Origin of the sequence: Muricauda sp. SCSIO 65647 (genome assembly GCF_021534965.1) — a bacterium.
In the GTDB taxonomy this organism is placed as follows: Bacteria; Bacteroidota; Bacteroidia; order Flavobacteriales; family Flavobacteriaceae; genus Flagellimonas_A.
Window position 1 is genome coordinate 3,648,281 of the sequence record NZ_CP091037.1, and the last position, 23,540, is coordinate 3,671,820.

The window sequence follows — 23,540 nt, forward strand, 5'->3', positions numbered from 1 at the left end:
GTATCAATGACCCATAGAAAATTTTATGAAGCGATTTAGCCTATTGACGATATCTTTGATTTTTCTATTAACATCGAATATCAAGGCCCAAACCAGACAAGACTCTTTAGCTATAAAGCAAGCTGCGTTAGATTATATCGAAGCCCAGCATAATGTGCGACCCGACCAGTTTGAACGTTCAGCGCATCCAAGAATGGTCAAAAGAACGTTTTGGAAAGACAAAGAAACAAACAAGGAATATTTGAGGGAAACCTTTACCGACGCCATGGTTCTGTTATCAGAAACTTATAATGAAAATGGTGATGGGTTTCCCCAAAACCCAAAAAAGGAAGTCGTTATTCTCGACGTATTCGACAAAACGGCTTCAGTGAAACTAATAGCGGATGAATGGATCGATTATATGCACATTGTCAAACTGAACGGCAAATGGCAAATTGTGAATGTGCTTTGGCAGTTTAATGATTCCGCCCAACATTGATGAGAAAAACAACACACTATATCCCTATCAAATGAAAACAAAAATCACTCTCTTGCTCTTCGGCGCCGCTATATTGCTCATGGGCTTTCAACAGACCCGGTCAGCCGATACCCCAAAAATTGAAAACGGAATGGTCAAAGTGACGATTCTATATCCGAACGGTGAAGGCAAAACCTTTGACATGGACTACTACTCCACCAAACACATGCCCATGGCAGCAAGTCTGTTCGGTGATGCCATGAAGGCCATGGCAATCGACAAGGGAATAGCCGGTAGAACACCCGATGAGCCCATTCCGTACCTGGCCATCGGCTATTTTTACTTTGACACGCTTGCAGACTATCAAAATGCTTTCGGGCCAAATGCGGAAAAAATCGTAGGTGACATTCCGAACTACACCAATATTCAACCGGTCGTTCAAATTAGTGAAGTAATTCAATAAAGCTCTTCGTAGTACTGTTTGGCCATACGTTCGCTGGTGAATTCAGGAACCACGTCATCTAAAGCCTTAAAAATCATCTGTTGCCACTTTTCAGGTCTGTCATAATACGTGGGAATTACTTTTTTCTCTAGAATATCGTAAAGATTGGCGCAATCTTCCCTATCCTGTTCTTCAACGGGCAATGTGTGGTCTAAGGCCGGCAACACAAAACTGTTCTTGCCATTCTTCCGAAATTCAGGAATCCAACCATCATCGGTAGAGACGTTCAACGACCCATTAAAAGCGGCAGACATACCACTGGTGCCCGATGCTTCACGGGTTATTCTAGGGGTGTTCAACCAAACGTCTGAGCCTTGCTTCAATTTTCTTGAGAGCTCCATTTCATATCCGGTCAATACCGCCAGATTTTTTGAGTATTTGGTAGTATGTACCAACTTGTTGAAAATATCGATGGCATACCAGTCCATCGGGTAAGGCTTGCCCGCCCAAATGATCTGCACGGGGTACTTGGTATTGTTCACCAATTTTTCGAACCGCCCATAGTCGTAAAGCAGCATATCGGCCCTCTTGTAACCGGCAAACCTACGGGCCCAGACAATGGTCAGTACGTTCGGGTCGAATATTTTTCCCGTTTGGTCCAATACCGTTTCAAACAGTTCTTTTTTGAGCACAAGCTTTCGCTTTGAGAAAGCGTTTTCCTTTTTGTTTTTCCAGGCCTTTTTCAATTCAGGGTCTTGCCAATACCCTAGGTTCTGGGCATTCGTAATGGGAATAATGGCACCATTGTTCGCATAGGGCTTCCACATTTCTTTGGAAACCTTACCGTGCAGTTTTGAGACCGCATTGGTCTTTTTTGCCATTTTTAGGGCACTCACGGTATAGCTGAGCATCCCTCCGGCTACCATTTCCTCATTCAATTCCTCTTCGGCCAATGTTTTACCAAAAAATCCGAATTGGTTCAAATAATTGATATCACGCTCTGCATTGCCGGCCTTTTCTGGGGTATGGGTAGTAAAGACAAGTTGTTCGGTTTTCACTCCATTATCTTTCAGGTAGTAAAAAGCGGGAAGGGCATGGCCCTCGTTCAGGTGGTAAATATCCGCACCACCCAGGGCCTCGACCACTTTTGCGCCACCAACTCCCAAAACAATGCTCTGCGATATACGGGTGGCCTCATTGGCATCGTAGAGATAGTTCGTAATGGTTCTTGAAAGATGGTCGTTGCCCTCTACGTCGGTCGACAACAAATAAAGGGGCACCGTACCAAAAACCTCGGGTTTGAGCACATAGGCCCTGACATTTACATCAGGGTTGTCGTGTATCTTGACTTTCACCTGAATTCCGGTATCCTCAAGAAAATTATGGGTTTTTTCTACAAATTCGGGTTTCAAGGTCTGGTCTTGGTTGCGTGATTGGTCATAATAACCATATTTCCACAACATACCGACCCCGATCATATTCTGTTTCAACTCAAAAGCCGATCGCATATGGGATCCTGCCAAAAATCCAAGTCCGCCCGAGTAAATCTTCAAAGCTTGATCTATGGCAAACTCCATACTGAAATAGGCCACTCGTTTATTGTACTTTTTTGATGGATTATATGGATGTTTCCAAGTGGAGTATTCGTGGGACATAAGGTTGGTTTTAGCGCCAAAAATAGCGCAACATTACAAAAGAAATGGTGCGCTCTAAAAAATATTCACGATTTAGCATTATTTTTTTCAAATCCTCAATTTCAATGTTTTTTTACCAAACATTTTGAAATAAAATATTGGGATACAGATGAGACATCTGCAATTGATGAAAACTAAACCACTACGGACTGAACGTCCATAGGTTTTGATGCGCAATGAAATTGCTTTTTGTCAAATGTTAATGGGTAACAGTGCCACCACTATAAACCATTCACCAATAACGAATAACTTTTTGAATGATAAAAATCTATAGAAACTGAAAGTAACCGCAATCAATCCCGATGCTAACGGGAGCTGGGTTTTAACCTTTGACTGACCAATAAAAGGCTTTGTGGTTTTATTGCAATGCAAAGACTTTCTGCAACAAGGCCGTGGTGCGTGCACTCACTGAATTTCTAATTTCCGTCTCCTTATCCCCCACTTTCACAAAAAGTCCCTTGATGGCCTCTTCGGTCACGTATTCGGTGAGATTCGGGTTTACGGGCTTTATCAGGGGAATGGTGTTGTATCTATTGATGATATCTTTCCAAATTTTGTCGGCACCCACATTGCCCAAAGAAGCCTTGATCTTGGGTGAAAAGGCAGTTTGTAGTTGTGAGGTCGTCTTTTGTTGTAAGTATTGTGTGGCTGCCAAATCGTTCTCTGAGACCAATAGTTGTTTGGCATCTTCAAATGTAAAGCCCTTTATTGTATTGATAAAGATAGGTTTGGCTTCGCTAACGGCGTCTTCTGCCGCCCTGTTCAAAACCTTTAATCCTTCATCGGCCAATGAAGACAGGCCAATTTTTCGCAGTGCCTCATCTACTTTTTTAAGCTCTTCGGGCAATAAGATCTTTACTGCTTGATCTTTAAAATAGCCATCTTCTTTGCTCAAAAGGTCAACCCCCTCGCCTACACCAAACTCCAAGGCCTGTTTGAGTCCGAGGATAATGTCGTTTTGCGAAACCGGTTCGCCGGTCGGCAGATTGTTGACCACTTGCTGTAATTCGGCACAACCGAGAAAGAAAAACAGTGAAACCAGTGTCGTAGCATTGCGCAACTTTTTCATAGACATGGATTGAGGTTAAAGTTAGCGTCAAAGATACTCTATCTCACAAGATATAATCGGTACTCAAAAAGTTGCTGGCCTTGGCCTCTAACAGTTGCTCGACCGTTTCATTGTTCAATTCGTTGTCTTTGAACGCCACAAAGGTTCTGATCGAGAACGAACGCAGGGCATCGTGAACACTCAAGGTCGATTGGGCAGAGTCTTTTCTGCCCGTAAACGGATATACATCTGGCCCCCGTTGGCATGAGCTGTTCAGGTTCACGCGGCAAACCAAGTTGGCCAGGGTGTCTATCAAAGGTGATAGGGTGTACACATCCTTACCGAACAAACTCACTTGCTGGCCATAGTTCGACTCGGCCATATCATGTAGCGGTTCTTCTATATCGCTGAACGAAAGCACGGGAATAATCGGCCCGAACTGCTCTTCTTCATATACCTGCATGTTTTTGGTCACAGGATGCACTACGGCGGGCCATATGAAATTTTCAAAGCGCTCCCCGCCTTTTTTGTTGATGATTTTGGCCCCTTTTTCTATGGCATCGTCGAGCAATTCTTGAATGTATCCGGGTTTGCCAGGTTCGGGCAGGGGCGTCAAATGTACCCCCTCATCCCAAGGGTTACCAAATTTGAGACTATCGACCCGCTCTGCATAACGTTTCAAAAATTCATCTGTAACATCTTCATGTACATAAATGACTTTTAAGGCTGTACAGCGCTGCCCATTATACGAAAGGGTTCCCGAGATGACCTCGTTTACGGTCAAATCTAAATCGGCATCAGGTAATATGATCGCCGGGTTTTTGGCCTCCAATCCCAATACCAATCGTAAACGATTGCTTTTTGGGTGCTGATCTTGCAATGCATTGGCCGATTTGCTGTTGCCGATCAAGGCCAACACATCTATCTTTCCTGTTTTCATAATGGGTCCCGCAATGGCCCTGCCCCTTCCGAAAAGAACATTGATCACCCCCTTGGGAAAGCTGCTTTGAAAGGCTTCCAGCAATGGGGCTATCAATAGTACCCCGTGCTTGGCCGGTTTGAAAATAGTGGTGTTGCCCATGATGATCGCGGGAATCAACAACGTAAAGGTCTCGTTGAGCGGATAGTTGTAAGGCCCCAGACAGAGTATCACTCCCAATGGTCCACGACGAATATGGGCATATACCCCATCGTGTTTATGAAATTTGGCCGAATCGCGATCTAATTGTTTGTACTCTTCAAGGGTATCATAGATGTACTCTACGGTGCGGTCAAATTCTTTATAGGAATCGGGCATTGATTTTCCGATTTCCCACATCAACAGTTTGACCACTTCCTCACGTTTTTGCTCCATCTTTTTCACGAACGCCTCCATGCACGCTATGCGGTCTTTCACCTTCATGGTCGGCCACACGCCCTGACCACGGTCATAGGCTTTCATAGCGGCATCTAGCGCATCAAGTGCCTCGGGTTCGGCCATATTGGGAATACTGCCCAACACGGTCGGCCGGTATTCTTGAGTGGAGGAAATGGTTGAGATCACTTCTGAGGTCGCACCGTTCCACTCTCGCAGTTCACCGTTGACCAAATAGGTTCTTTGGTGTATCTGCTCTTTTATTTGGAAATTATCAGGAATCAATGTTGTGGCTGTTTCCATAATTTTCACAATTTCTGAATGTCGAATTGGTCGATTCTTGGCCAATTCTTGCTAGTATGTTATATGGGTTTCATGGCGGTCATTGAAGCCCTTAGACGTGCTCCGACAACTTCTACATCATGCTCACGAATGGCTTTGTTGACGATAATCAATTTCACATTGTCCACTCCATTGTCACGCCCTTCACCAAAAGTCTTGCCGATGACATCGACATCTATTTTTTTCATGAAATCGCCCAACAGGGGCTTACAGGCATGGTCAAAGAGATAGCAACCATATTCTGCCGTGTCGGAGATGACGCGGTTCATCTCAAACAGTTTTTTTCGGGCTATGGTATTTGCGATCAAGGGGGTTTCGTGCAGTGACTCGTAGTATGCCGATTCACCGATAATGCCCGATTCGGTCATGGTCTCGTACGCCAGTTCTACCCCTGCTTTCACAAAAGCGACCATGAGTACGCCATTGTCATAATATTCTTGCTCTGAAATGGCCTCACCGCCCGCAGGCGTCTTCTCAAAGGCCGTTTCACCTGTTGCGGCCCGCCATGTCAATAGGTTTTTGTCATCATTGGCCCAGTCTTCCATCATGGTCGTCGAAAAATGGCCGCTCATGATATCGTCCATGTGCTTTTCAAAGAGTGGTCGCATGATTTCCTTCAACTCCTCGGCCAAATCAAAGGCCTTTATTTTCGCAGGATTTGAGAGTCGGTCCATCATGTTGGTGATACCCCCGTGCTTCAAACCTTCGGTGATGGTTTCCCATCCGTATTGAATCAATTTGGAGGCATAGCCCGCATCAAGGCCCTTTTCGATCATTTTGTCAAAACAAAGGATGGAACCCGTTTGCAGCAATCCGCAGAGAATGGTCTGCTCACCCATCAAATCTGATTTTACTTCGGCGACAAAAGAAGATTCCAACACCCCGGCTTTGTGGCCGCCTGTGGCAGCAGCATACGCTTTGGCCTGTTCCAGGCCTTTGCCCTCCGGGTCATTTTCAGGGTGCACGGCGATCAGTGTGGGTACGCCGAAACCTCTTTTGTACTCTTCGCGTACCTCAGATCCCGGACTTTTGGGCGCAACCATGATTACCGTAATGTCTTCACGGATCTGCATGCCTTCTTCCACAATGTTGAATCCATGAGAATACGATAAGGTCGCGCCCTTTTTCATCAAGGGCATGACCGCACTGACCACATTGGTGTGCTGTTTATCGGGCGTCAGATTAATGACCAAATCGGCCTTTGGAATCAACTCTTCATAACCGGCCGCAGTGAAATTGTTCTCTGTGGCATTTTTGTAAGACTGCCTTTTCTCTTTGATGGCCGCTTCACGAAGCGCATACGAAATATCAAGACCAGAATCGCGCATGTTGAGCCCTTGGTTCAAACCTTGGGCGCCACAACCGACGATTACGATTTTTTTTCCCTTTAAGGCGGTCACACCATCGGCAAACTCAGAAGATTCCATGAACCGGCATTTACCCAGTTGCAATAGTTGTTCTCGAAGCGATAGTGTGTTGAAGTAATTTGTCATTTTCTATGTTCTATTTGTTTTTTAATCGGTCAAATTAAATTCTTCTAGTATTTCTGTAATGGGCATTTTGGTCTTGGTCACCGTAATTCTGCCCGAACGTACAAACTGCATAATGCCAAAAGGCTCCAAATCGTCGTGCATTTCATCGATTTCATGTCTTCTTCCGGTTTTGGCCAACACGAAAAATTCTCTATTGACCGTGACAATGGTCGATTTGCTCTCTTTGATCACATTTTGGATCTGCGGTTCATCGAACAACAATCCCGAGGCGATCTTGAACAAGGCCGATTCTTGATAAATCGTTTCTTCATCGGTATGGTAAAATGCCTTGATGACCTCGATTTGTTTTTCGATCTGTTGTACAATTTTTCGTGTCCAGTCCTCCGTCGTAAAAACGACGATCGTGAATTTTGACACGTGTTCGATTTCGGATTTTGACACGTTCAAACTTTCGATGTTGATGTGCCGTTTCAAGAAAATGCCCGAAATTCTGTTCAAAAGGCCCACGCTGTTCTCAGAATAGACCGATATGGTAAACCATTGTTTTTCCATGTGGAATGCGAATTATTTTAATCGAATGTCAGATACGGAAGCCCCAGAGGGAATCATCGGAAACACGTTGTCTTCTTTCTCGACCCGAACCTCTAAAAAGTATGGATGCTTCGAGGCCATCATTTCATTGACGGCATCTTTGAGGTCTTCGCGTTTTTCTACCCTTTTGGCCTGAATATGGTATCCTTCGGCAATTTTCACAAAATCAGGATTTGTCATGACCGTTGACGCATAACGGCTTTCAAAGAACAGTTCTTGCCATTGCCGTACCATGCCCAAGTGGTCATTGTTCAAAACCACGATTTTCACAGGAACATCATGCTGAAAAATAACACCCAATTCTTGAATGGTCATTTGGTAACCGCCATCGCCGATTATGGCGACCACTTCCCTATCCATGGCCCCCATCTTGGCCCCAATGGCCGCAGGAAGGGCAAAGCCCATGGTACCCAGACCCCCTGAGGTAATATTGCTCTTGGTCTGTTTGAACTTGGCATAGCGGCACGCGATCATTTGATGCTGGCCCACATCGGTCACGATGACCGCTTCATGGTTTGAGGCCTTGTTGATTTGCTCTATTACCTCACCCATGGTAAGACCGGGTTTTGTAGGATGGATATCTTTTTCGATCACCGTGGCAAATTCTTCTTCATACTTTTTATCAAATTCTGCCCGCCAAGCCCTGTGCTCGTTTTGGTTTACCAAAGGAAGTAACAATTGTAATGTTTTTTTGGCATCGCCCAATACCGCAATGTCAGCTTTAACGTTTTTGTTGATCTCGGCAGGGTCGATCTCAAAGTGGATGACCTTTGCCTGTTTGGCATAGGTGTCTAAATTTCCTGTTACACGGTCATCGAAACGCATGCCAATGGCAATCAGTACATCACACTCATTGGTCAACACATTGGGGCCGTAGTTACCATGCATGCCCACCATACCGACATTTAAGGGATGATCGGTATCCATGGCAGATAGGCCTAAGATTGTCCAAGCTGCAGGAGTACCTGTTTTTTCGACCAGTTCTTTGAGCTGCTCTTCGGCCTCTCCCAAAATTACCCCTTGACCAAAAATGATGTACGGTTTTTTGGCTTTGTTGATCAATTCTGCCGCTTGTTCGATTGCGTTTAAATCTGGCTTGGGTGCGGGCTTGTAACTTCTGACGCCGGTACATTTTTCATAATGGAAATCCAGTTCGTCAAACTGGGCGTTCTTGGTGATATCTATCAATACTGGGCCTGGTCTTCCTGATTTGGCAATGTAAAAGGCCTTGGCTAAGATTTCGGGAATCTCGGAAGCCTTTGTGATCTGGTAGTTCCATTTTGTGACGGGAGTGGAAATACCTACGATATCTGTTTCTTGAAAGGCATCAGAACCCAATAGATGTCGAGGCACCTGACCTGTAATACATACTATGGGAGTCGAATCGATCTGTGCATCTGCAAGACCTGTGACCAGGTTCGTGGCACCAGGACCCGAAGTGGCCATGGCGACCCCTACCCTGCCGCTGACCCGTGCATAACCTTGAGCGGAGTGTGTGGCCCCTTGCTCATGGCGTGTAAGTACATGGGTCAATTTATCCTGAAACTTATAGAGCTCGTCGTAAACGGGCATTATGGCACCCCCAGGATAGCCATAAATCAAATCGACACCTTCGGCCAACAGGCAATGAATAATGGCTTCGGCACCGCTTATTCTATTGGCCTTTTTTTCTTCAGCTTTCTTCTTTTGTGCTTTCAATGTTTCCATATCCCCAAGATTATAATGCATCGGTCACACAGCCCTCTGAGGCTGATGAGACGGTCTTGGCATATTTGTATAAACTTCCTTTTCTAACTTTTAAATCTGGTTGTTTCCAGTTTGCTTTTCTTTTACCGAGTTCTTCACTGGTCAAATCGACCGAAATGGTATTGCTCTCGGCATCAATGGTAATAATATCGCCATCTTTGACCAGACCAATGGCACCGCCTTCCTGTGCTTCGGGAGCAATATGCCCGACCACAAAACCGTGCGTTCCGCCAGAAAATCTGCCATCTGTTATCAAGGCCACTTCTTTGCCCAAGCCCGCACCCATAATGGCTGCGGTCGGTTTCAACATTTCTGGCATTCCTGGACCCCCTTTTGGACCTTCGTAGCGGATCACGACCACGTCGCCTTTTTTCACCTTTCCGTTTTTGATGCCATCATTGGCTTCAAATTCGCCGTCGAATACTTTTGCGGGACCTGAGAAATGGAGTCCTTCCTTGCCCGTAATCTTTGCTACGGAACCTTTTTCGGCAAGGTTTCCATATAAAATTCTTAGGTGGCCCGTTTTTTTGATGGGATTGTCCACTTTTCTGACCACATCTTGATTTTCCGATAGGTCTGGAGCTTCCTCCAAATTTTCGGCCAGCGTCTTACCGGTCACTGTAAGGCAGTCACCATGTAGCATTCCCTCTTCCAACATAAATTTCATCACTGCCGGAATACCACCAATACGGTGCACGTCTTCCATCAAATATTTTCCGCTTGGCTTCAAATCGGCCAAAAACGGTGTGGTATCGCTGATTCGCTGAAAATCATCCAACCCGAAGTCGATTTCAGCGGCTTTTGCAATGGCCAAAAAGTGCAACACAGCATTGGTCGAACCGCCAAGAACGGTTATCAGTCGTACCGCATTTTCCAATGACTTTTTAGAAATGATGTCACTTGGTTTTATGTCTTTTTCCAATAGGTGCCGCAAGGCCCTGCCCGAAGCGATACAGTCATTTTTCTTTTCTTGCCCAATAGCGGGATTGGATGAGTTATAGGGCATTGCCATGCCCAATGCCTCAATGGCCGAGGCCATGGTATTGGCCGTGTACATGCCTCCACAGGCACCAGCCCCCGGGCATGCGTTTTGGATGACCGCCCTATATTCTTCTTCGTTCATGGTACCGGCCACTTTTTCGCCCCAGGCTTCAAACGCAGAGACCACATCCAGTTTTTTATTATTGAGACAACCCGAAGCTATGGTACCCCCATAGACCAATACCGAAGGACGATTTAAGCGAATCATCGCCATCAAGGCGCCCGGCATGTTCTTATCACAGCCCACCACGGTGACAAGTCCATCATAGTTCATGGCCTGTACCACGGTTTCCATCGAATCGGCGATAATATCACGCGAAGGTAGCGAGTAGCGCATTCCATACGTGCCCATCGAGATTCCATCACTGACCCCAATGGTATTGAAAATCAATCCGACCAAATCCCCTTCTTGGATACCCTGCTTCACATAGGTTGAAAGTTCATTCAGGTGCATATTGCAGGGGTTACCTTCATAACCTGTGCTACCAATGCCTATCAATGGTTTTTTGAGGTCGTCTTGAGTAAGCCCAATGGCATGCAACATTGCTTGTGCTGCAGGCTGGGTAGGGTCTTGGGTAACATTTTTACTGTATTTGTTCAATTCCATTAAAAGATGTTCTAGAAATCGCTGTGCAACCTATTTTTTTATATAGTTTTCAAAGATAGATGTTTCACATATCGAATAATTTTAACAAATTACGACAGTACAGGCTCATTTAAAAAAAATGGTATTTATACCCTTGTTTTTCAATATATTAAGAGGCAAATAAATATCATATCCAAAAACCGTTCTATTATTGATATAGCAGTTGGTCATCCCTATAATTTCCACGCAAAGGTTTTTGACGCTGAATGGATTCCTCATATTAATTGGGCCTGATTGCCGGTTCAAGATCAATTTTCACCATACCTTTGTGGGCTATGGAAAAAACCGTTACCGAGGCCATTATTCACAGACGTTCTGTGCGACTTTTCGACCCCAATGCCGAATTGGATACCAATGCGGTTCGCCGGTGTATTGAAAATGCCATCTTGGCACCAAACAGCAGCAACCTACAGTTATGGGAGTTTCACCATGTTATCTCCAAAGACAAGATGAAAGAACTGTCAGCGGCTTGTTTTGACCAGCCTGCGGCCAAGACGGCCAAACAACTTTTGGTGGTCGTTACCAGAAAAGACCTATGGCCAAAAAGGGCCAAGGCCAATATTGCTTTCTTGAAAAGTGCTTTTGGCAATAAACCAGACCATGAATACACCAAAAGGGAAAAATTTGCCTTGGGGTACTACAAAAAGTTAATCCCAACCGTATATTTTGATTTTCTGGGGATTCTAGGCTGGCTCAAGTACCTGTTCTTTCAGGTGGCCGGACTTTTCAAGCCTGTCTACCGTCAGGTGAGAAATTCAGATATGCGCATTGTAGCCCACAAAAGTGCCGCACTTGCCGCACAGAACTTCATGATGGGGATGGCCGCCATAGGCTATGACACCTGTCCTATGGAGGGGAGTGATACGCTAAGAATCAAGAAAATACTAAACCTGTCGAGAGGTGCAGAGATCAATATGGTCATCAGCTGTGGCATCAGGGATGAAAAAGGAGTGTACGGCCAACGTTTTCGGGTTCCATTCAAAGAGACCTATTTTGAGCATTAGTCAGACCGACTCGAAGTGAACGGGGTCACCAAATCTTTTTTGTGCCAACACGGCCATCGATTTCTTGGTCAATTGCAAAATTCTTGGATACCCCCCTGTTGTTTGCCCATCTTTCATTAAAATGATTAGCCTGCCCGATGGTGTCAACTGTACCGTACCCTGAAGCGTTGCCGATGTCAACATGCTGATATTGTGCTGTTCAATGGTTTCTGCCAGTTGATAGGCCATACGGTCGTTCTCTTTTGCAATCGAAAAAGCAGAGGAAAATATTTGGTTCATTTGTTCATCGGTCAACAAATCAAATTCAGGACCTTTGTGCACATACAAAGAATCTTCATCTAAATGACCATCAAATTTTGCTTCTGATATCTTGGGCGAAAAATCCGTTGTTTCTTCGTAGGGTACCGTTTCGTGTTGGGCAAGGCACCGTTGTTTGGTAACGGGATGGTAATACGAACGGCTTCCCAATACCTTTTCGGTTTTGAATCCGCCCTTTACGCCCAGATAGGCCCTGAACCCCTTTTTCAGTTTACCAAAAGAAAGTATGTCGCCTTCTTTCACCTGCACGACCCGGCAATTTGCAACGGCATTATCGTTCAAGGTTGCCGACAGCAACGCCCCTGCCACACAGATATAGGTACTTTTTTCAAATTGTAAGGAAGGGCCTGTCATGGTGATTTCCATTACGGCTGCCATGGCCCCGTTCTCTAACAGCGTATTCACACGTGAGGCCGAAACATCGTCCATCGCACCAGAAATGGGCACCCCTTTGTTTCGAAAGCCAAAACGCCCTTCGTCCTGTACAGTGGTAAAAAAACCGGGTTTCAATACCTTAAGCATGCAACGTTGTTTTTTTTAGATTGAAAATACCTATTTCGCCCTCGATTTTGTGAAGGTTGTACTCGTCACGGGTTATGGATTGAAACCGTATTTTGTCACCCACCTTGATTTTGCACGGTTCATCTGCCCCTGGATCGAACATTGGAATTGGGCAGTTGCCGATAATGTTCCACCCCCCGGGAGACTCTTGGGGGTATATGCCGGTCTGCTTACCCGCCAAACCCACCGAACCCTTGACCACTTTCATTCGAGGCTCTGTTCTTCTGGCGATTTCCAAACTCTTTGGAAGTCCGCCCAAGTACATAAAACCGGGTAAAAACCCAATACCAAATACCGTATATTCTTGACCGGTATGCTTCGCAATCAATTCATCGACGGTCAAGTTCAAGTGGTCGGCCACCATCTTCAGATCTAAACCAAACTCGGCATCATAACAAACAGGCAGTGTCCACAAGTATTGCTCAAGGATAAAGGCCCCATCTTTATTCGAATGGTATAAATCATTCACTTTAGCTCTTAAATCATGTGTAGATATAGCATCACCATTTGAAATGATTGTCAGAGAATTATATGCAGGTACGGTTTCTAAATCGGGCCATTCTGTCCGCAACTGCTTCTCGAATGCTAAGATATCTTTGAGGATGTGCTCATCCACTTCTTTTGGCCATTCGATGAGTAGGGCATATTCTCCAAAGGGCTTGGTCTTTATGGGGTAGCTTTTCACTTTTTCAAATATACTTGGTGCCTTGGCAATTCCTCAGAAAGATACGTCAATATTTTTAATGCCGTGGGGGTGTCACCGTGCACACAAAACGTGTCTGCCCTAATAGGTATTTTTTTTCCGCTGACCGTTTTGACCAATTGTTCCCTTACCATTTGCAAAAGATGTCGAGCCACCCTTTCTGGGTCTTGAATCAAGGCATTCGGCAGCTTTCGGGAAACCAAACTAAGATCTTCATTATAGTTTCTATCGGCAAAGGCTTCGTATTTTATTCTAAAACCCCTTCTATCTGCCTCATCGGCTATTTGGGAAGCCGGAGGCACATACAGTATGGCCTCTGCCCTATATTTCTCGATGGCATCTAAAAAAAATCCTGCCAAGTGCCTGTTTTTCGCAAGGGTATTGTATAATGCACCATGGGGCTTGATATGGTGCATGCGTATGTTTTCTTTCACCAGTACATTGATGAAAGCATCCATTTGTGCCATGATGGCCTCTTTCAATTCCCTGTCGGAAATGTCCATGACCACACGACCAAAATTTTCCCTATCTGGATAGGATGGATGTGCACCCACCTTAATTTGGTGTCTCTCGGCCAATCGGGCAATTTCACGTATGCTATGTGCATCACCGGCATGGCCACCACAGGCAATATTGCAAGAACTGATATGGTTGAACAGTTGAACCTCGTTGCCCACGCCTTCGCCCACATCACAGTTGATATCGATTAAAATGGTTTCCATCTATACTATTCCGAGTACCTTAATGATGCTTTTTGCTCCCAATACTATGGAAAGCGCTATAATAAGAAATCCAAAAACATTTTGGATCAGGTTATTTCGATAGTTGCCCATGACGCCTTTTTTGTTGACCATCCAGACCAAAAGTATGGCAATGGCCGGAAGCAAGATACCATTGGCGATCTGCGCAAACTTGATGACTTCGATAGGTTTGATATCAAATGAGAGAAAAAACACCCCCAAGAACAAAATCGTTATCCAAACAATGCGAAAGCGCTTGTCTTTTAGATCAGCGTTCCACCCGAAACAGCTATTGGCCACATAAGCGGCCGCCAAGGGTGCTGTTATTGATGAAGTGATTCCTGCAGCAAATAGGCCGATACCCATACAATATAGGGCGGCATCGCCGAACAAGGGTTCAAGACCAAGGGCCAGATCCATGGCACCCGTTACCTCTCTTGAGGGAATTGCCGCAGCGGCAATAATGATGGACATAGAGACAAATCCACCCAACCCAATGGACAATATGGTATCCCAGCGAGCCGTTTTCAAGTCGTTCTTGCTTTTCCATTTTTCATTGACCAGAGAGGCATGTAAAAACAGATTATAGGGTACTACCGTAGTACCCACAAGGGCGATTATCATTAGTAAACTTTCGTCTGGAAATGCGGGAACCAAAAGTCCTTTCAAGACTTCCCATATATTGGGCTTGGTCAAAATTGCGGTGATCACAAATGACACGCTCATTAAAAATATGAGCACTATAAAGGCCTTCTCCAAAGCTTTATAGCTGCCCATCCAAAGCAAAATAAAGGCCAATAAGCCAATGATCATGGGGTAATAAGAGCCATAGGTCTTTCCGAACAATGCCTCCATGCCCAAGGTGGCCCCACCTATGTTACCGGCCTCATAAGCGGCATTGCCCACTAAAATGGCTCCTAAAATAATGGTGATGACCAGCGTTCTGACCCATTTTGAGTTCAGTTCTGTCTTGATGACATCGGCCAATCCCCTTTGGGTAACGATACCCAATCGTGCGGCCATTTCTTGCAGCACCATGGTCGCCAAAACAGAAAACAGCATCGCCCAAAGCAGTGCATGACCGAAACCCACCCCGGCCAAGGTACATGCCGTAATCGTGCCCGGCCCGACAAAAGCCGCGGCCACCAATACTCCCGGGCCTATTTTTTTAAGCATATCGGTATGGGGTTGTTTGGCCCACAAATTAGAGGGTTTGTGGTTAAAAATGATGCATTTCGTCTAAAAATTTGCATTTCGTCTAAAAGTGGGTTGTCATACATCGATGTTTTATACGAATCGGCCAATGTCAAAGTTATAATAGTCCCAAATCTTAGAAGACCAACTAAACGAACCTACTTGCATGACCTGTAAAGAATGTAACAAAGATATCGGCTACATGGCCCATAAAGAATCTATGGATTCATTGGGGGTAGAACTCTGCCCACGCCATACCCGATTGATCAAGAAAGTTATTTTAGAACATGGCACCTCAGTTGAGGCGATACAGCTTTTCTATGCCTTGAAAGAGGCCGGGGCCAAACCCATGCTTGAATGGTGGGACGGTAAAAAAACGGTCGATATCGCCATTTCACGGGTCAAACTCAATATCGAAATCGATACCGAGTACAAAATGGTCACCCACGAACAGGCCATAAAAGACCTTGAAGAGGCCATGCACTATTTTAAAAATGGCTTTACGACCATCAAAATACCCCATGTGGTGATCAAATATTACCTTCAAGATACCGTGAACAATATTTTGGGCATTGTCGAAGGGCTGAGGGAGAATATACGTGTCATAAAGTAGTCACTACCCCAACCACCCCTCACGATCCAAACTGCGATATTGGATGGCTTCTGAAATATGGTTGCCGTTGATGTCGGCTTTACCTTCTAAATCTGAAATGCTACGGGCGACCTTTAGAATTCGGTCGTAAGCCCTAGCAGATAGGTTCAATCGTTCCATAGCATTTTTCAGCAGCTCCAACGAGGTTTTGTCCAACTTACAGAACTCCCTGATTTGTTTAGTGTTCATTTGGGCGTTATAGTGCACCTTATCTAACCCATCAAAGCGTTTGGTCTGTATTTCCCTTGCCGCAATGACCCGTTTTCGTATTTCGACACTGCCCTCCCCTTTTCGGTCTTCCGATAGTTTTTCGAAAGGTACTGGAGTCACTTCAATATGAATATCTATCCTGTCTAAAAGGGGGCCTGAAATCTTGCCCAAATACCGTTGCATTTCTGCAGGTGAAGAGGTTACGGGAGAATCAGGGTCGTTGAAATAACCGCCCGGACTTGGATTCATACTGGCGACCAGCATAAAACTACTCGGGTAGGTCACCGTGAACTTGGCCCTTGAAATGGTGACTTCCCTATCTTCCAATGGCTGTCGCATGACCTCTAATACCTTGCGCTCGAACTCGGGCAACTCATCTAAAAACAACACACCATTATGGGCGAGTGATATCTCTCCCGGCTGTGGGTAGCTGCCCCCGCCCACCAAGGCTACGGCACTACTGGTATGGTGTGGACTGCGAAAAGGACGTTGGCTCATCAACCCCATATCCTTTATTTTTCCGACAACACTGTGTATTTTGGTGGTTTCCAATGCTTCATGCAACGTCATGGGCGGTAAAATCGAAGGAAGTCTTTTGGCCAACATGGTCTTGCCCGCCCCGGGTGGTCCGATCAAGATGATATTATGTCCGCCCGCAGCAGCAATTTCCATACAGCGCTTAATGCTCTCTTGCCCTTTGACATCTGAAAAATCAAATTCGGGAAAATCAAGTTGCCTATAAAATTCGGCACGGGTATCGACAATGGTCTGTTCCAAAGGCTTTCCTGTATCAAAAAAGTCAATGACCTCTTTGATATTTTCTACGCCAAAAACCTTTAAGTCACCCACTATTGCCGCCTCTTTGGCATTTTCTTTAGGAAGGATAAACCCCTTGAAACCTTCTTCTTGTGCTTTAATGGCGATGGGCAGGGCACCCTTGATGGGATGTAGGCTTCCATCTAAAGAAAGCTCGCCCATGATCAGGTACTTTTCAATATCAACTGACTGTATTTGTGCCGAAGCGGCCAATATGCCCAGTGCCAATGTCAAATCATAGGCCGAACCTTCTTTGCGCAAATCGGCGGGTGCCATATTGATCGTGATCTTCTTACCGGGAATTTTATATCCGTTGTTCTTCAGTGCAGCAGCTATTCGATAATTACTTTCTTTGATGGCATTATCGGGCAATCCCACCAAATGGTAGCCAACGCCATGGTCAACATTGACCTCAACGGTTATGGTTTGGGCCTCAACGCCAAAAACGGCGCTGCCAAAAACTTTTATGAGCATGGTTAGTGTTTGGCCCTAAAATATGTCTTTTTGGGTTCTACTGCGAATTTAGCAGGAAATTTTGTCTAAAAAAGTACGAACAGTTCAAAAAAATGGCCGTACATCATGTGCTTTACGTTGGTGCTGCGTCAAGTTCTATAGTGGTCTTTAGACACGAATTACGAATGCAGAATTAAGAATTTGAAATTTGTGATTTGTGATTTGTGATTTGTGATTTAAAACTTAATCATTTCAGCTTCACTGCTTTTTTGGCTTGAAAACCAGTAGGTCATCAGAACCGCTCTTTATTTCTTCTTCATTCATCATCATCTTTCTGAACTCGCCATTGACAAACATTTCGGCCTGGTCGTCATAGTGTTTGCTCAACGGATTTCCTGATTGCCCTGTGGGAAGTATGCTGATACTGTTCTCTATATCGGAAAAATCAACGATTCGACGGGTCGATGGGCCTGAATTGACCTTGTAGTACAGTGTACTGTCATAGAGAAAAGACATATTGTTGATGACCTCCCTTGTTCCTGATACTGGAAATGGCCCAACGTTGAAATATTTTCGCAGGGCCTTTACCTGCCCGATAGGATGACCATGTTCAACGGTATGTACGTTTTGCCACTGCCATTGGGTTACATCTGAACCGAAATCTTCTTGTAGTGACTGCCATGCCTGCTGAAAAGACTTGAGTATGATATCGTATCGTGTCTCGGTTTTATCTTGGGTGTTGATGTCATCCCACCAAATGCCCTCCTCCAAACGGGCACCGGGTGCAATATGTCGCTTCATGAAATGTGTCGACAAAAACTGTTTGAACCGCTCTGGGCCAAGCTCATCTTCAAAGGTATTCTTCAATACGAAATATTCAGAACGGTGATAGAAGGTTCCCGCTACGGATTCCAATGAATAGTCACCTTCCCAGTTTTTCAGTTGATCGAGCAATTTGATCTGCTCATCGTTCAATTCACTCACTTCCATGTGCTTGATCAAATCTGCAACGATACCAGGGTTGACACTCGAAGTAACATCCAATACCATTTCGCTGGTCGAGGCCTTGTCCCAGTCATCTTTATCCTCTAAGAGCTGCACAATACGTTTTGCCCTGTTTTCGGGCAGGTAATATCCTGGGTACAACATTCCAGCAATGGAATCAGGTTGATTGTTGGCCGAATATACATAGTGCCAAGGTGGGTTGATAGCTTGGGGATTATCTGAAAAGTCAAGAAACCCTAACCGTTCCTGGGTGCCCGAAGTGCCATCCAAAACCAATTTTGTGGAAAGGCTGTCTGGCATTTGGTACAATCTTGCCGAAGCCCACCACGCCACATTGCCTTTGGCATCTCCATACATCACATTCAGTCCCGGGGCATGTATTTTTGGTAAGGCCAATTTGAATTCCTCAATATCGGTGGCCATCGTAATACCGTAGAGGGCCTCTAATATTTCATTATCGACCTGTGCGTAAATCCACGACATGGCAATGGGCCGTTCACCCGGTATCTGATTGGCGATACCGTTTAAAACAGGGCCATGTCTTGTCTTCTTATAGGTGAAAGATACTTCTTCAGCATCTTTGACCTTGATGTTTTTGGTAACGTACACATAGTCACCATAACCGTCTTCTGTCTTATATTTTGTACTGTCTGACGGATGGTTTTGCTCATAGTAAAAATCAATATCGTCGTTCTCGAACATCGTCATGCCGTATGCCAGGTCTCTATTGTGCCCCAATAACGGAAAAGGGACCCCTGCCAAGTGATAGCCATATTTTTCATAGGTGGGTGTGCTGATATGTGCCTCATACCAGACCGATGGTTGCGCAAAACCAATGTGTGGGTCATTTGCCAAGATCACTTTGCCATTTTTGGTCTTTTCAGGGGCAAGTACCCAACTGTTGCTCCCCTCAAATTGTGGAAGGGGCAGTTTTTTCAAAGCTTCGTTGGCCATCGCCGTGATGTTTAAAGGAATGGTATCGGTTTCTTTCAGATTGTAATTCTTGATCCAAACCGTAGAAGTATCAGAGGCAATGAACAGGTCATTGAGATATTCTTCGCCCAATTGATTCTTGATATCGGTCAATAGTGGATCGGTCTTATGAGCCATGGCAAAGCTAAAGGCCATGTAACCCACGGCATTGTACACGTCATCTAAAGCGAACGATGTTTTATCCAGTCCGGTCAAATAGAATTCAACGGGCGTAGGGCCCTCTTCGATAAATTGGTTGACACCATCTAAATAAGCTTCAGCAAGCCTTACCTCTCTACTATCACGATTCAAACTTGCGATTGTTTCCTTGGTATTTTCATCAATACCAAGGGAAAGAAAAAACTTATCGGTCTTCACCAAATCTTTTCCAAATACTTCAGACAATCCGCCTTTTGCCACACGCCTGAGCAATTCCATCTGCCACAGACGGTCTTGGGCATGTACATAGCCCAATGCTCGAAAGGCGTCTTCATCTTTGGAAGCATAGATATGGGGAATGCCATACGTATCAAAATAAACCTCGACAGGTTGTTCAAGTCGTGACAGTTCTTTTTCACCTTCATAGGTGGGGGTAAGCGTATTCATAAAAATCATACCCCCTAGTAATATGATAACGATAAGAGCCAATAGAACCCAAAGCACTTTTTTGAGTAGCCGCATTTTGGTAGAGTCAAGTTGTTTAGACTAAAAGTACTGCTATTTTAGGGGAAGGAAAAACGTTTTACAAAATTATCGTCGCAAGGCAACGCCATAATTGCCCAAGCCCGATCTTAACCATTCTTCATACGCTTCAACGTCTGTGTACTGCACCGCCGGGGCCAACACCTGCAACTCTGGGGAAAGCAATACATAATAGGGCTGGGAAGCCACATTGAAATTCACGGTCTGAAAGGTACCCCACTTCTGCCCTATCGTTTTGATGGATTTGATACGGCCCGTCTCATATTGAAATTCAAATTGTTCGTTTTTCGAAAGCTCTTTTCGATCGTCGACATATAATGAAATCAAGATATAGTCATCGCGCAGCATAGGATAGATGCTGGGGTCGCTCCATACATTTTCTTCCATCCGGCGACAATTTTCGCACCCCCACCCTGTAAAATCGAGCAAAATAGGCTTGTTCTGGGCCTTGGCCGCTACCAAACCCTGCTCAAAATCTTTATAGCACTCCAAACCGAGAGGGCAATCGTTTTCCTTTTCATAAACACTGTAGAATTCAGGAGGAAGTATACCGCTCAGAAGTCCTAAACGGCTATGCTCGGTATTGGTCAACCCAGGAATAAGATAGACCATAAAGGCCAATGTCAATATGGCGAAGGATAGTCTGCCCAGACCCAGTTTTTTGGGAATGATATCGTTCGGAAACTTGATCTTTCCGAATAGGTAGAGCGCTTGCAACAAAAAAATCAAAATCCAGACAGCGACAAAAATCTCGCGTTTGAGCCATCCCCAATTGCCTACCAGATCTGATTTGCTCAAAAACTTGAACGCCAAGGCCAACTCTAAAAAACCGAGTACCACTTTTACCGTGGTCATCCAGCCACCAGATTTTGGCAACGAATTGAGCCAAGCCGGAAACAGTGCAAAGAGAGCGAATGGCAGCGCCAACGCGAGACCAAAACCTGTCATGGCGGAAGAAAGGTTGGTCGCCACACTGCCCTGTGCCAACGTGGTACTGCCCAAAAGTCCGCCTAGAATGGGACCCGTACACGAAAAAGAGACAATCGCCAAGGTAAGCGCCATGAAAAAGACACCAAAGCCCCCGCCGACCTTATTCGAAATACTGTCCATTTTATTGGCCCAAGAATTGGGCAACGTCAGTTCATAATACCCAAAAAACGAAAAGGCAAAGAACACGAAAATGGCAAAGAAGAACAGGTTGAGCCAGACATTGGTCGAAATGGTATTCAAGATCTGCGAATCTACCGAATCAAAAAGGTGAAAGGGCAGGCTCAACAGAAAGTATATCAATACGATGAAAAAACCATAGAGCAATGCATTTTTAATACCTTTTGAGCGATTGCCCGTATGCTTGGTGAAAAATGATACCGTCAATGGTATCAGCGGAAACACGCAAGGGGTCAGCAAGGCAATGAGACCGCCCAAAAAACCTAGGCCAAAGACCATCCAAATGGCATTGCTGCCCGACGAAGTATTCAAAGCACCCTGCGTCAACAGTTCTTTGTCTTTTAAGTCGAGGTACAAGTTGGCAGCCATGGCCCGGCTGCGATCGTCAAGTTCTTGGCTTGTCTTGGTGATCGCGCTGCCGTCCAAAGAAATCTGGAACAGTTCATCTTTCGGGATACAGACCTCTTTGCAAACCTGATAGAACAGGTTTACCGTAATCTGGTTGACTTCAGGTCTCAACAGTTTGATATGTTGGGTGAAAACAGCTTCTTTCTTGAAAAAAGTTTCATCGACCTCGAAAATATCGCTGTACTCGGTAATGGTCTCACTCTCTTCGGTCTTTCCGACCAATTCATAGTCCTCGCCTGTTTTTTCAAAGGAAAACTCGCTTGGCAATGACCCGCCTTCAGCCGTATATTGTGAATACACGTGCCAACCTTCAGCTATCTTGCCCCTGAAGACCAATTTGTATTCGGTATCGGAAATTTTATCAACTTCGTGGCTCCACAACACGGGTTCTTTGTCAGATTGGGCAAAAGCCACCGACCAGACCAAGGTCAAAAACCAAAATGCCAATAACGATCGCTTCATAGAAGGGTAAACTTTATAATATTCTTTGTTCTACCGGTAACCTTGAACCGTTCATCAGCCCTTTTACCGATAATCCAGACAATTTCTTGTCCAGAACACAACAGCCATTGCTTTTGTTTGGCAAGGATGTCGATTTTTTCATCCTTAAAAAATTTGCCGACCTTTTTTTTGCCTTTCATTCCGAACGGATAAAAATAGTCGCCTTTTTGCCACTTTCTTATCAATAACGGATAGTTTAACGTTTCCTTATCAACATAGAGCATATTCGGTGCTGTTTCCCCTACTTCGGCCACTTTTTCAATTCGCATGGCAAAAGGGGTGCGAATATGATTTTGTGTTTCCGAAATCTGGTAGGCTTCTGCCTTGTCTTCATCAAACTTTTGTAGCAACAGGGTTTTTCTGTCTTTGACCAACCTATGGGTAGCTGAGCGGATCTCTTTTCCGCTCGAGGTGTTCAACAAATCTTCCAAAGCACTCCAATCTGTAAATCCAAAGTCATTGAATAACAAATGTATATGGTCTTTTATTGGATGTAAAGCTTCTAGTTTTTCAATATCGATTTCCACCCTATCTTTCCGTACCTTGAAAAGTGCCGAGTGCAGTTGCTTTTTATAGACCTGCAATAATTGTGATGAGGATTGCAAGTGTTTTTGGGTCATTTGAAAGTTTTCCAAAAATGTGGGATGCAGTTCTTTCAGTTCTGGAACAATGTCATGCCGAATCTTGTTTCGCAGGTATTTGGTCTCGGCATTGCTACTGTCTTCACGCCAACCGATATTATTCTCATCGGCATACTTAAAAATCTCATTACGGAAAAAGGGAAGTAGTGGTCGTACAATGCTTTCATTTTGTGCTGGGATTCCTTTTAGTCCCACAATGCCCGTACCGCGAGAAAGGTTAATGAGAAAGGTTTCCAAATCATCGTCTGCCTGGTGTGCCGTGAACAGATAGTCATAGCCTTCACTTTTGAGCAATTTTCGAAACCACGAGTACCGTAGTTCACGTGCGGCCATTTGAACCGACCCCCCTTCTGTATCCATATATCCTAGGGTGTCAAAGGCCCTTGTGAAAACCTTGCGCCCAAGTCTTTCGCCCAAGTTCTCGACAAATTGCTGGTCGTCATCACTTTCTGTACCACGCAATTTAAAATTGCAATGTGCCAAAGCAAAGTCCATTTTCAATTCATGGCAAAGATGTGCCAAAACAACACTATCGATCCCCCCACTACAACCCAATAAGATACTTGAGCCTTTGAGGTAAGGGAAGTTTTGCTCGATATGTTTCTTGAACCGTTTGAACACCGTGCAAAATTAGCAATA

General features: G+C 44.9%; 19 protein-coding genes. 4 read left to right on the plus strand and 15 right to left on the minus strand.

Going from position 1 to position 23,540, the window contains the following annotated elements:
• Window positions 1-25: 25 nt before the first annotated feature.
• Entirely contained in the window at window positions 26-478 is a 453-nt protein-coding gene (locus tag L0P89_RS16210; RefSeq protein WP_235266162.1) for a nuclear transport factor 2 family protein, read from the plus strand.
• A gap of 31 nt (window positions 479-509) precedes the next feature.
• A complete protein-coding gene (locus L0P89_RS16215; RefSeq protein WP_235266163.1) occupies window positions 510-920 on the plus strand; it encodes an EthD family reductase in 411 nt (136 codons plus the stop codon).
• Here the strand turns inward: L0P89_RS16215 and glgP are convergent.
• From glgP to ilvD, 7 genes are all read right to left on the minus strand, one after another.
• The gene (gene glgP, locus L0P89_RS16220) at window positions 914-2,554 is read right to left on the minus strand and encodes an alpha-glucan family phosphorylase (RefSeq protein WP_235266164.1); all 1,641 of its coding nucleotides are present in this window, start codon (window positions 2,552-2,554) and stop codon (window positions 914-916) included. The two genes, L0P89_RS16215 and glgP, sit on opposite strands and share 7 nt — an antisense overlap.
• Window positions 2,555-2,951: 397 nt before the next feature.
• Entirely contained in the window at window positions 2,952-3,662 is a 711-nt protein-coding gene (locus L0P89_RS16225; protein ID WP_235266165.1) for a DUF4197 domain-containing protein, read from the minus strand.
• A gap of 43 nt (window positions 3,663-3,705) precedes the next feature.
• Window positions 3,706-5,298 (minus strand): NADP-dependent glyceraldehyde-3-phosphate dehydrogenase, encoded by a 1,593-nt coding sequence (locus L0P89_RS16230; protein WP_235266166.1) that lies wholly within the window; start codon window positions 5,296-5,298, stop codon window positions 3,706-3,708.
• Window positions 5,299-5,357: 59 nt separating this feature from the next.
• Entirely contained in the window at window positions 5,358-6,830 is a 1,473-nt protein-coding gene (ilvC, locus tag L0P89_RS16235) for a ketol-acid reductoisomerase (RefSeq protein ID WP_235266167.1), read from the minus strand.
• 21 nt (window positions 6,831-6,851) lie between these two features.
• A complete protein-coding gene (gene ilvN / locus L0P89_RS16240; RefSeq protein ID WP_235266168.1) occupies window positions 6,852-7,382 on the minus strand; it encodes an acetolactate synthase small subunit in 531 nt (176 codons plus the stop codon).
• Window positions 7,383-7,394: 12 nt separating this feature from the next.
• Complete coding sequence (gene ilvB / locus L0P89_RS16245; RefSeq protein WP_235266169.1) at window positions 7,395-9,128, minus strand: biosynthetic-type acetolactate synthase large subunit; 1,734 nt, start codon at window positions 9,126-9,128, stop codon at window positions 7,395-7,397.
• Between the two features lie 10 nt (window positions 9,129-9,138).
• Window positions 9,139-10,815, minus strand: a complete 1,677-nt coding sequence (ilvD, locus tag L0P89_RS16250; RefSeq protein ID WP_235266170.1) for a dihydroxy-acid dehydratase — start codon at window positions 10,813-10,815, stop codon at window positions 9,139-9,141.
• Between the two features lie 314 nt (window positions 10,816-11,129).
• Here ilvD and L0P89_RS16255 point away from each other — a divergent pair, with 314 nt between their 5' ends.
• Window positions 11,130-11,858, plus strand: a complete 729-nt coding sequence (locus L0P89_RS16255; protein WP_235266171.1) for a nitroreductase family protein — start codon at window positions 11,130-11,132, stop codon at window positions 11,856-11,858.
• On the opposite strand, the gene L0P89_RS16260 is transcribed toward L0P89_RS16255, so the two are convergent.
• Genes L0P89_RS16260 through L0P89_RS16275 form a run of 4 tightly spaced genes read right to left on the minus strand, consistent with a single transcriptional unit; the run spans window position 11,859 to window position 15,356 of the window.
• A complete protein-coding gene (locus tag L0P89_RS16260) occupies window positions 11,859-12,698 on the minus strand; it encodes a biotin-dependent carboxyltransferase family protein (RefSeq protein ID WP_235266172.1) in 840 nt (279 codons plus the stop codon).
• Entirely contained in the window at window positions 12,691-13,422 is a 732-nt protein-coding gene (gene pxpB, locus L0P89_RS16265; protein WP_235266173.1) for a 5-oxoprolinase subunit PxpB, read from the minus strand. The genes L0P89_RS16260 and pxpB overlap by 8 nt, the downstream gene beginning before the upstream one ends.
• On the minus strand, window positions 13,419-14,162 hold the full coding sequence (pxpA, locus tag L0P89_RS16270) for a 5-oxoprolinase subunit PxpA (RefSeq protein WP_235266174.1): 744 nt from the start codon (window positions 14,160-14,162) through the stop codon (window positions 13,419-13,421). Before pxpA ends, pxpB begins: the two co-directional genes overlap by 4 nt.
• Window positions 14,163-15,356, minus strand: coding sequence for an Nramp family divalent metal transporter (locus L0P89_RS16275; RefSeq protein ID WP_235266175.1), 1,194 nt, complete (start codon window positions 15,354-15,356; stop codon window positions 14,163-14,165).
• Window positions 15,357-15,540: 184 nt separating this feature from the next.
• Here L0P89_RS16275 and L0P89_RS16280 point away from each other — a divergent pair, with 184 nt between their 5' ends.
• Window positions 15,541-15,987: a hypothetical protein gene (locus tag L0P89_RS16280; protein WP_235266176.1), complete on the plus strand. Its 447-nt coding sequence runs from the start codon at window positions 15,541-15,543 to the stop codon at window positions 15,985-15,987.
• 3 nt (window positions 15,988-15,990) lie between these two features.
• On the opposite strand, the gene L0P89_RS16285 is transcribed toward L0P89_RS16280, so the two are convergent.
• From L0P89_RS16285 to tilS, 4 genes are all read right to left on the minus strand, one after another.
• The gene (locus L0P89_RS16285; RefSeq protein ID WP_235266177.1) at window positions 15,991-17,526 is read right to left on the minus strand and encodes a YifB family Mg chelatase-like AAA ATPase; all 1,536 of its coding nucleotides are present in this window, start codon (window positions 17,524-17,526) and stop codon (window positions 15,991-15,993) included.
• Window positions 17,527-17,763: 237 nt separating this feature from the next.
• Window positions 17,764-20,163 carry a penicillin acylase family protein gene (locus L0P89_RS16290; protein WP_235266178.1) on the minus strand — a complete coding sequence of 800 codons (2,400 nt, stop codon included), beginning with the start codon at window positions 20,161-20,163 and terminating at the stop codon, window positions 17,764-17,766.
• 69 nt (window positions 20,164-20,232) lie between these two features.
• Complete coding sequence (locus L0P89_RS16295; protein WP_235266179.1) at window positions 20,233-22,221, minus strand: protein-disulfide reductase DsbD family protein; 1,989 nt, start codon at window positions 22,219-22,221, stop codon at window positions 20,233-20,235.
• A complete protein-coding gene (gene tilS, locus L0P89_RS16300) occupies window positions 22,218-23,522 on the minus strand; it encodes a tRNA lysidine(34) synthetase TilS (RefSeq protein WP_235266180.1) in 1,305 nt (434 codons plus the stop codon). Before tilS ends, L0P89_RS16295 begins: the two co-directional genes overlap by 4 nt.
• Between the last annotated feature and the right edge of the window lie 18 nt (window positions 23,523-23,540).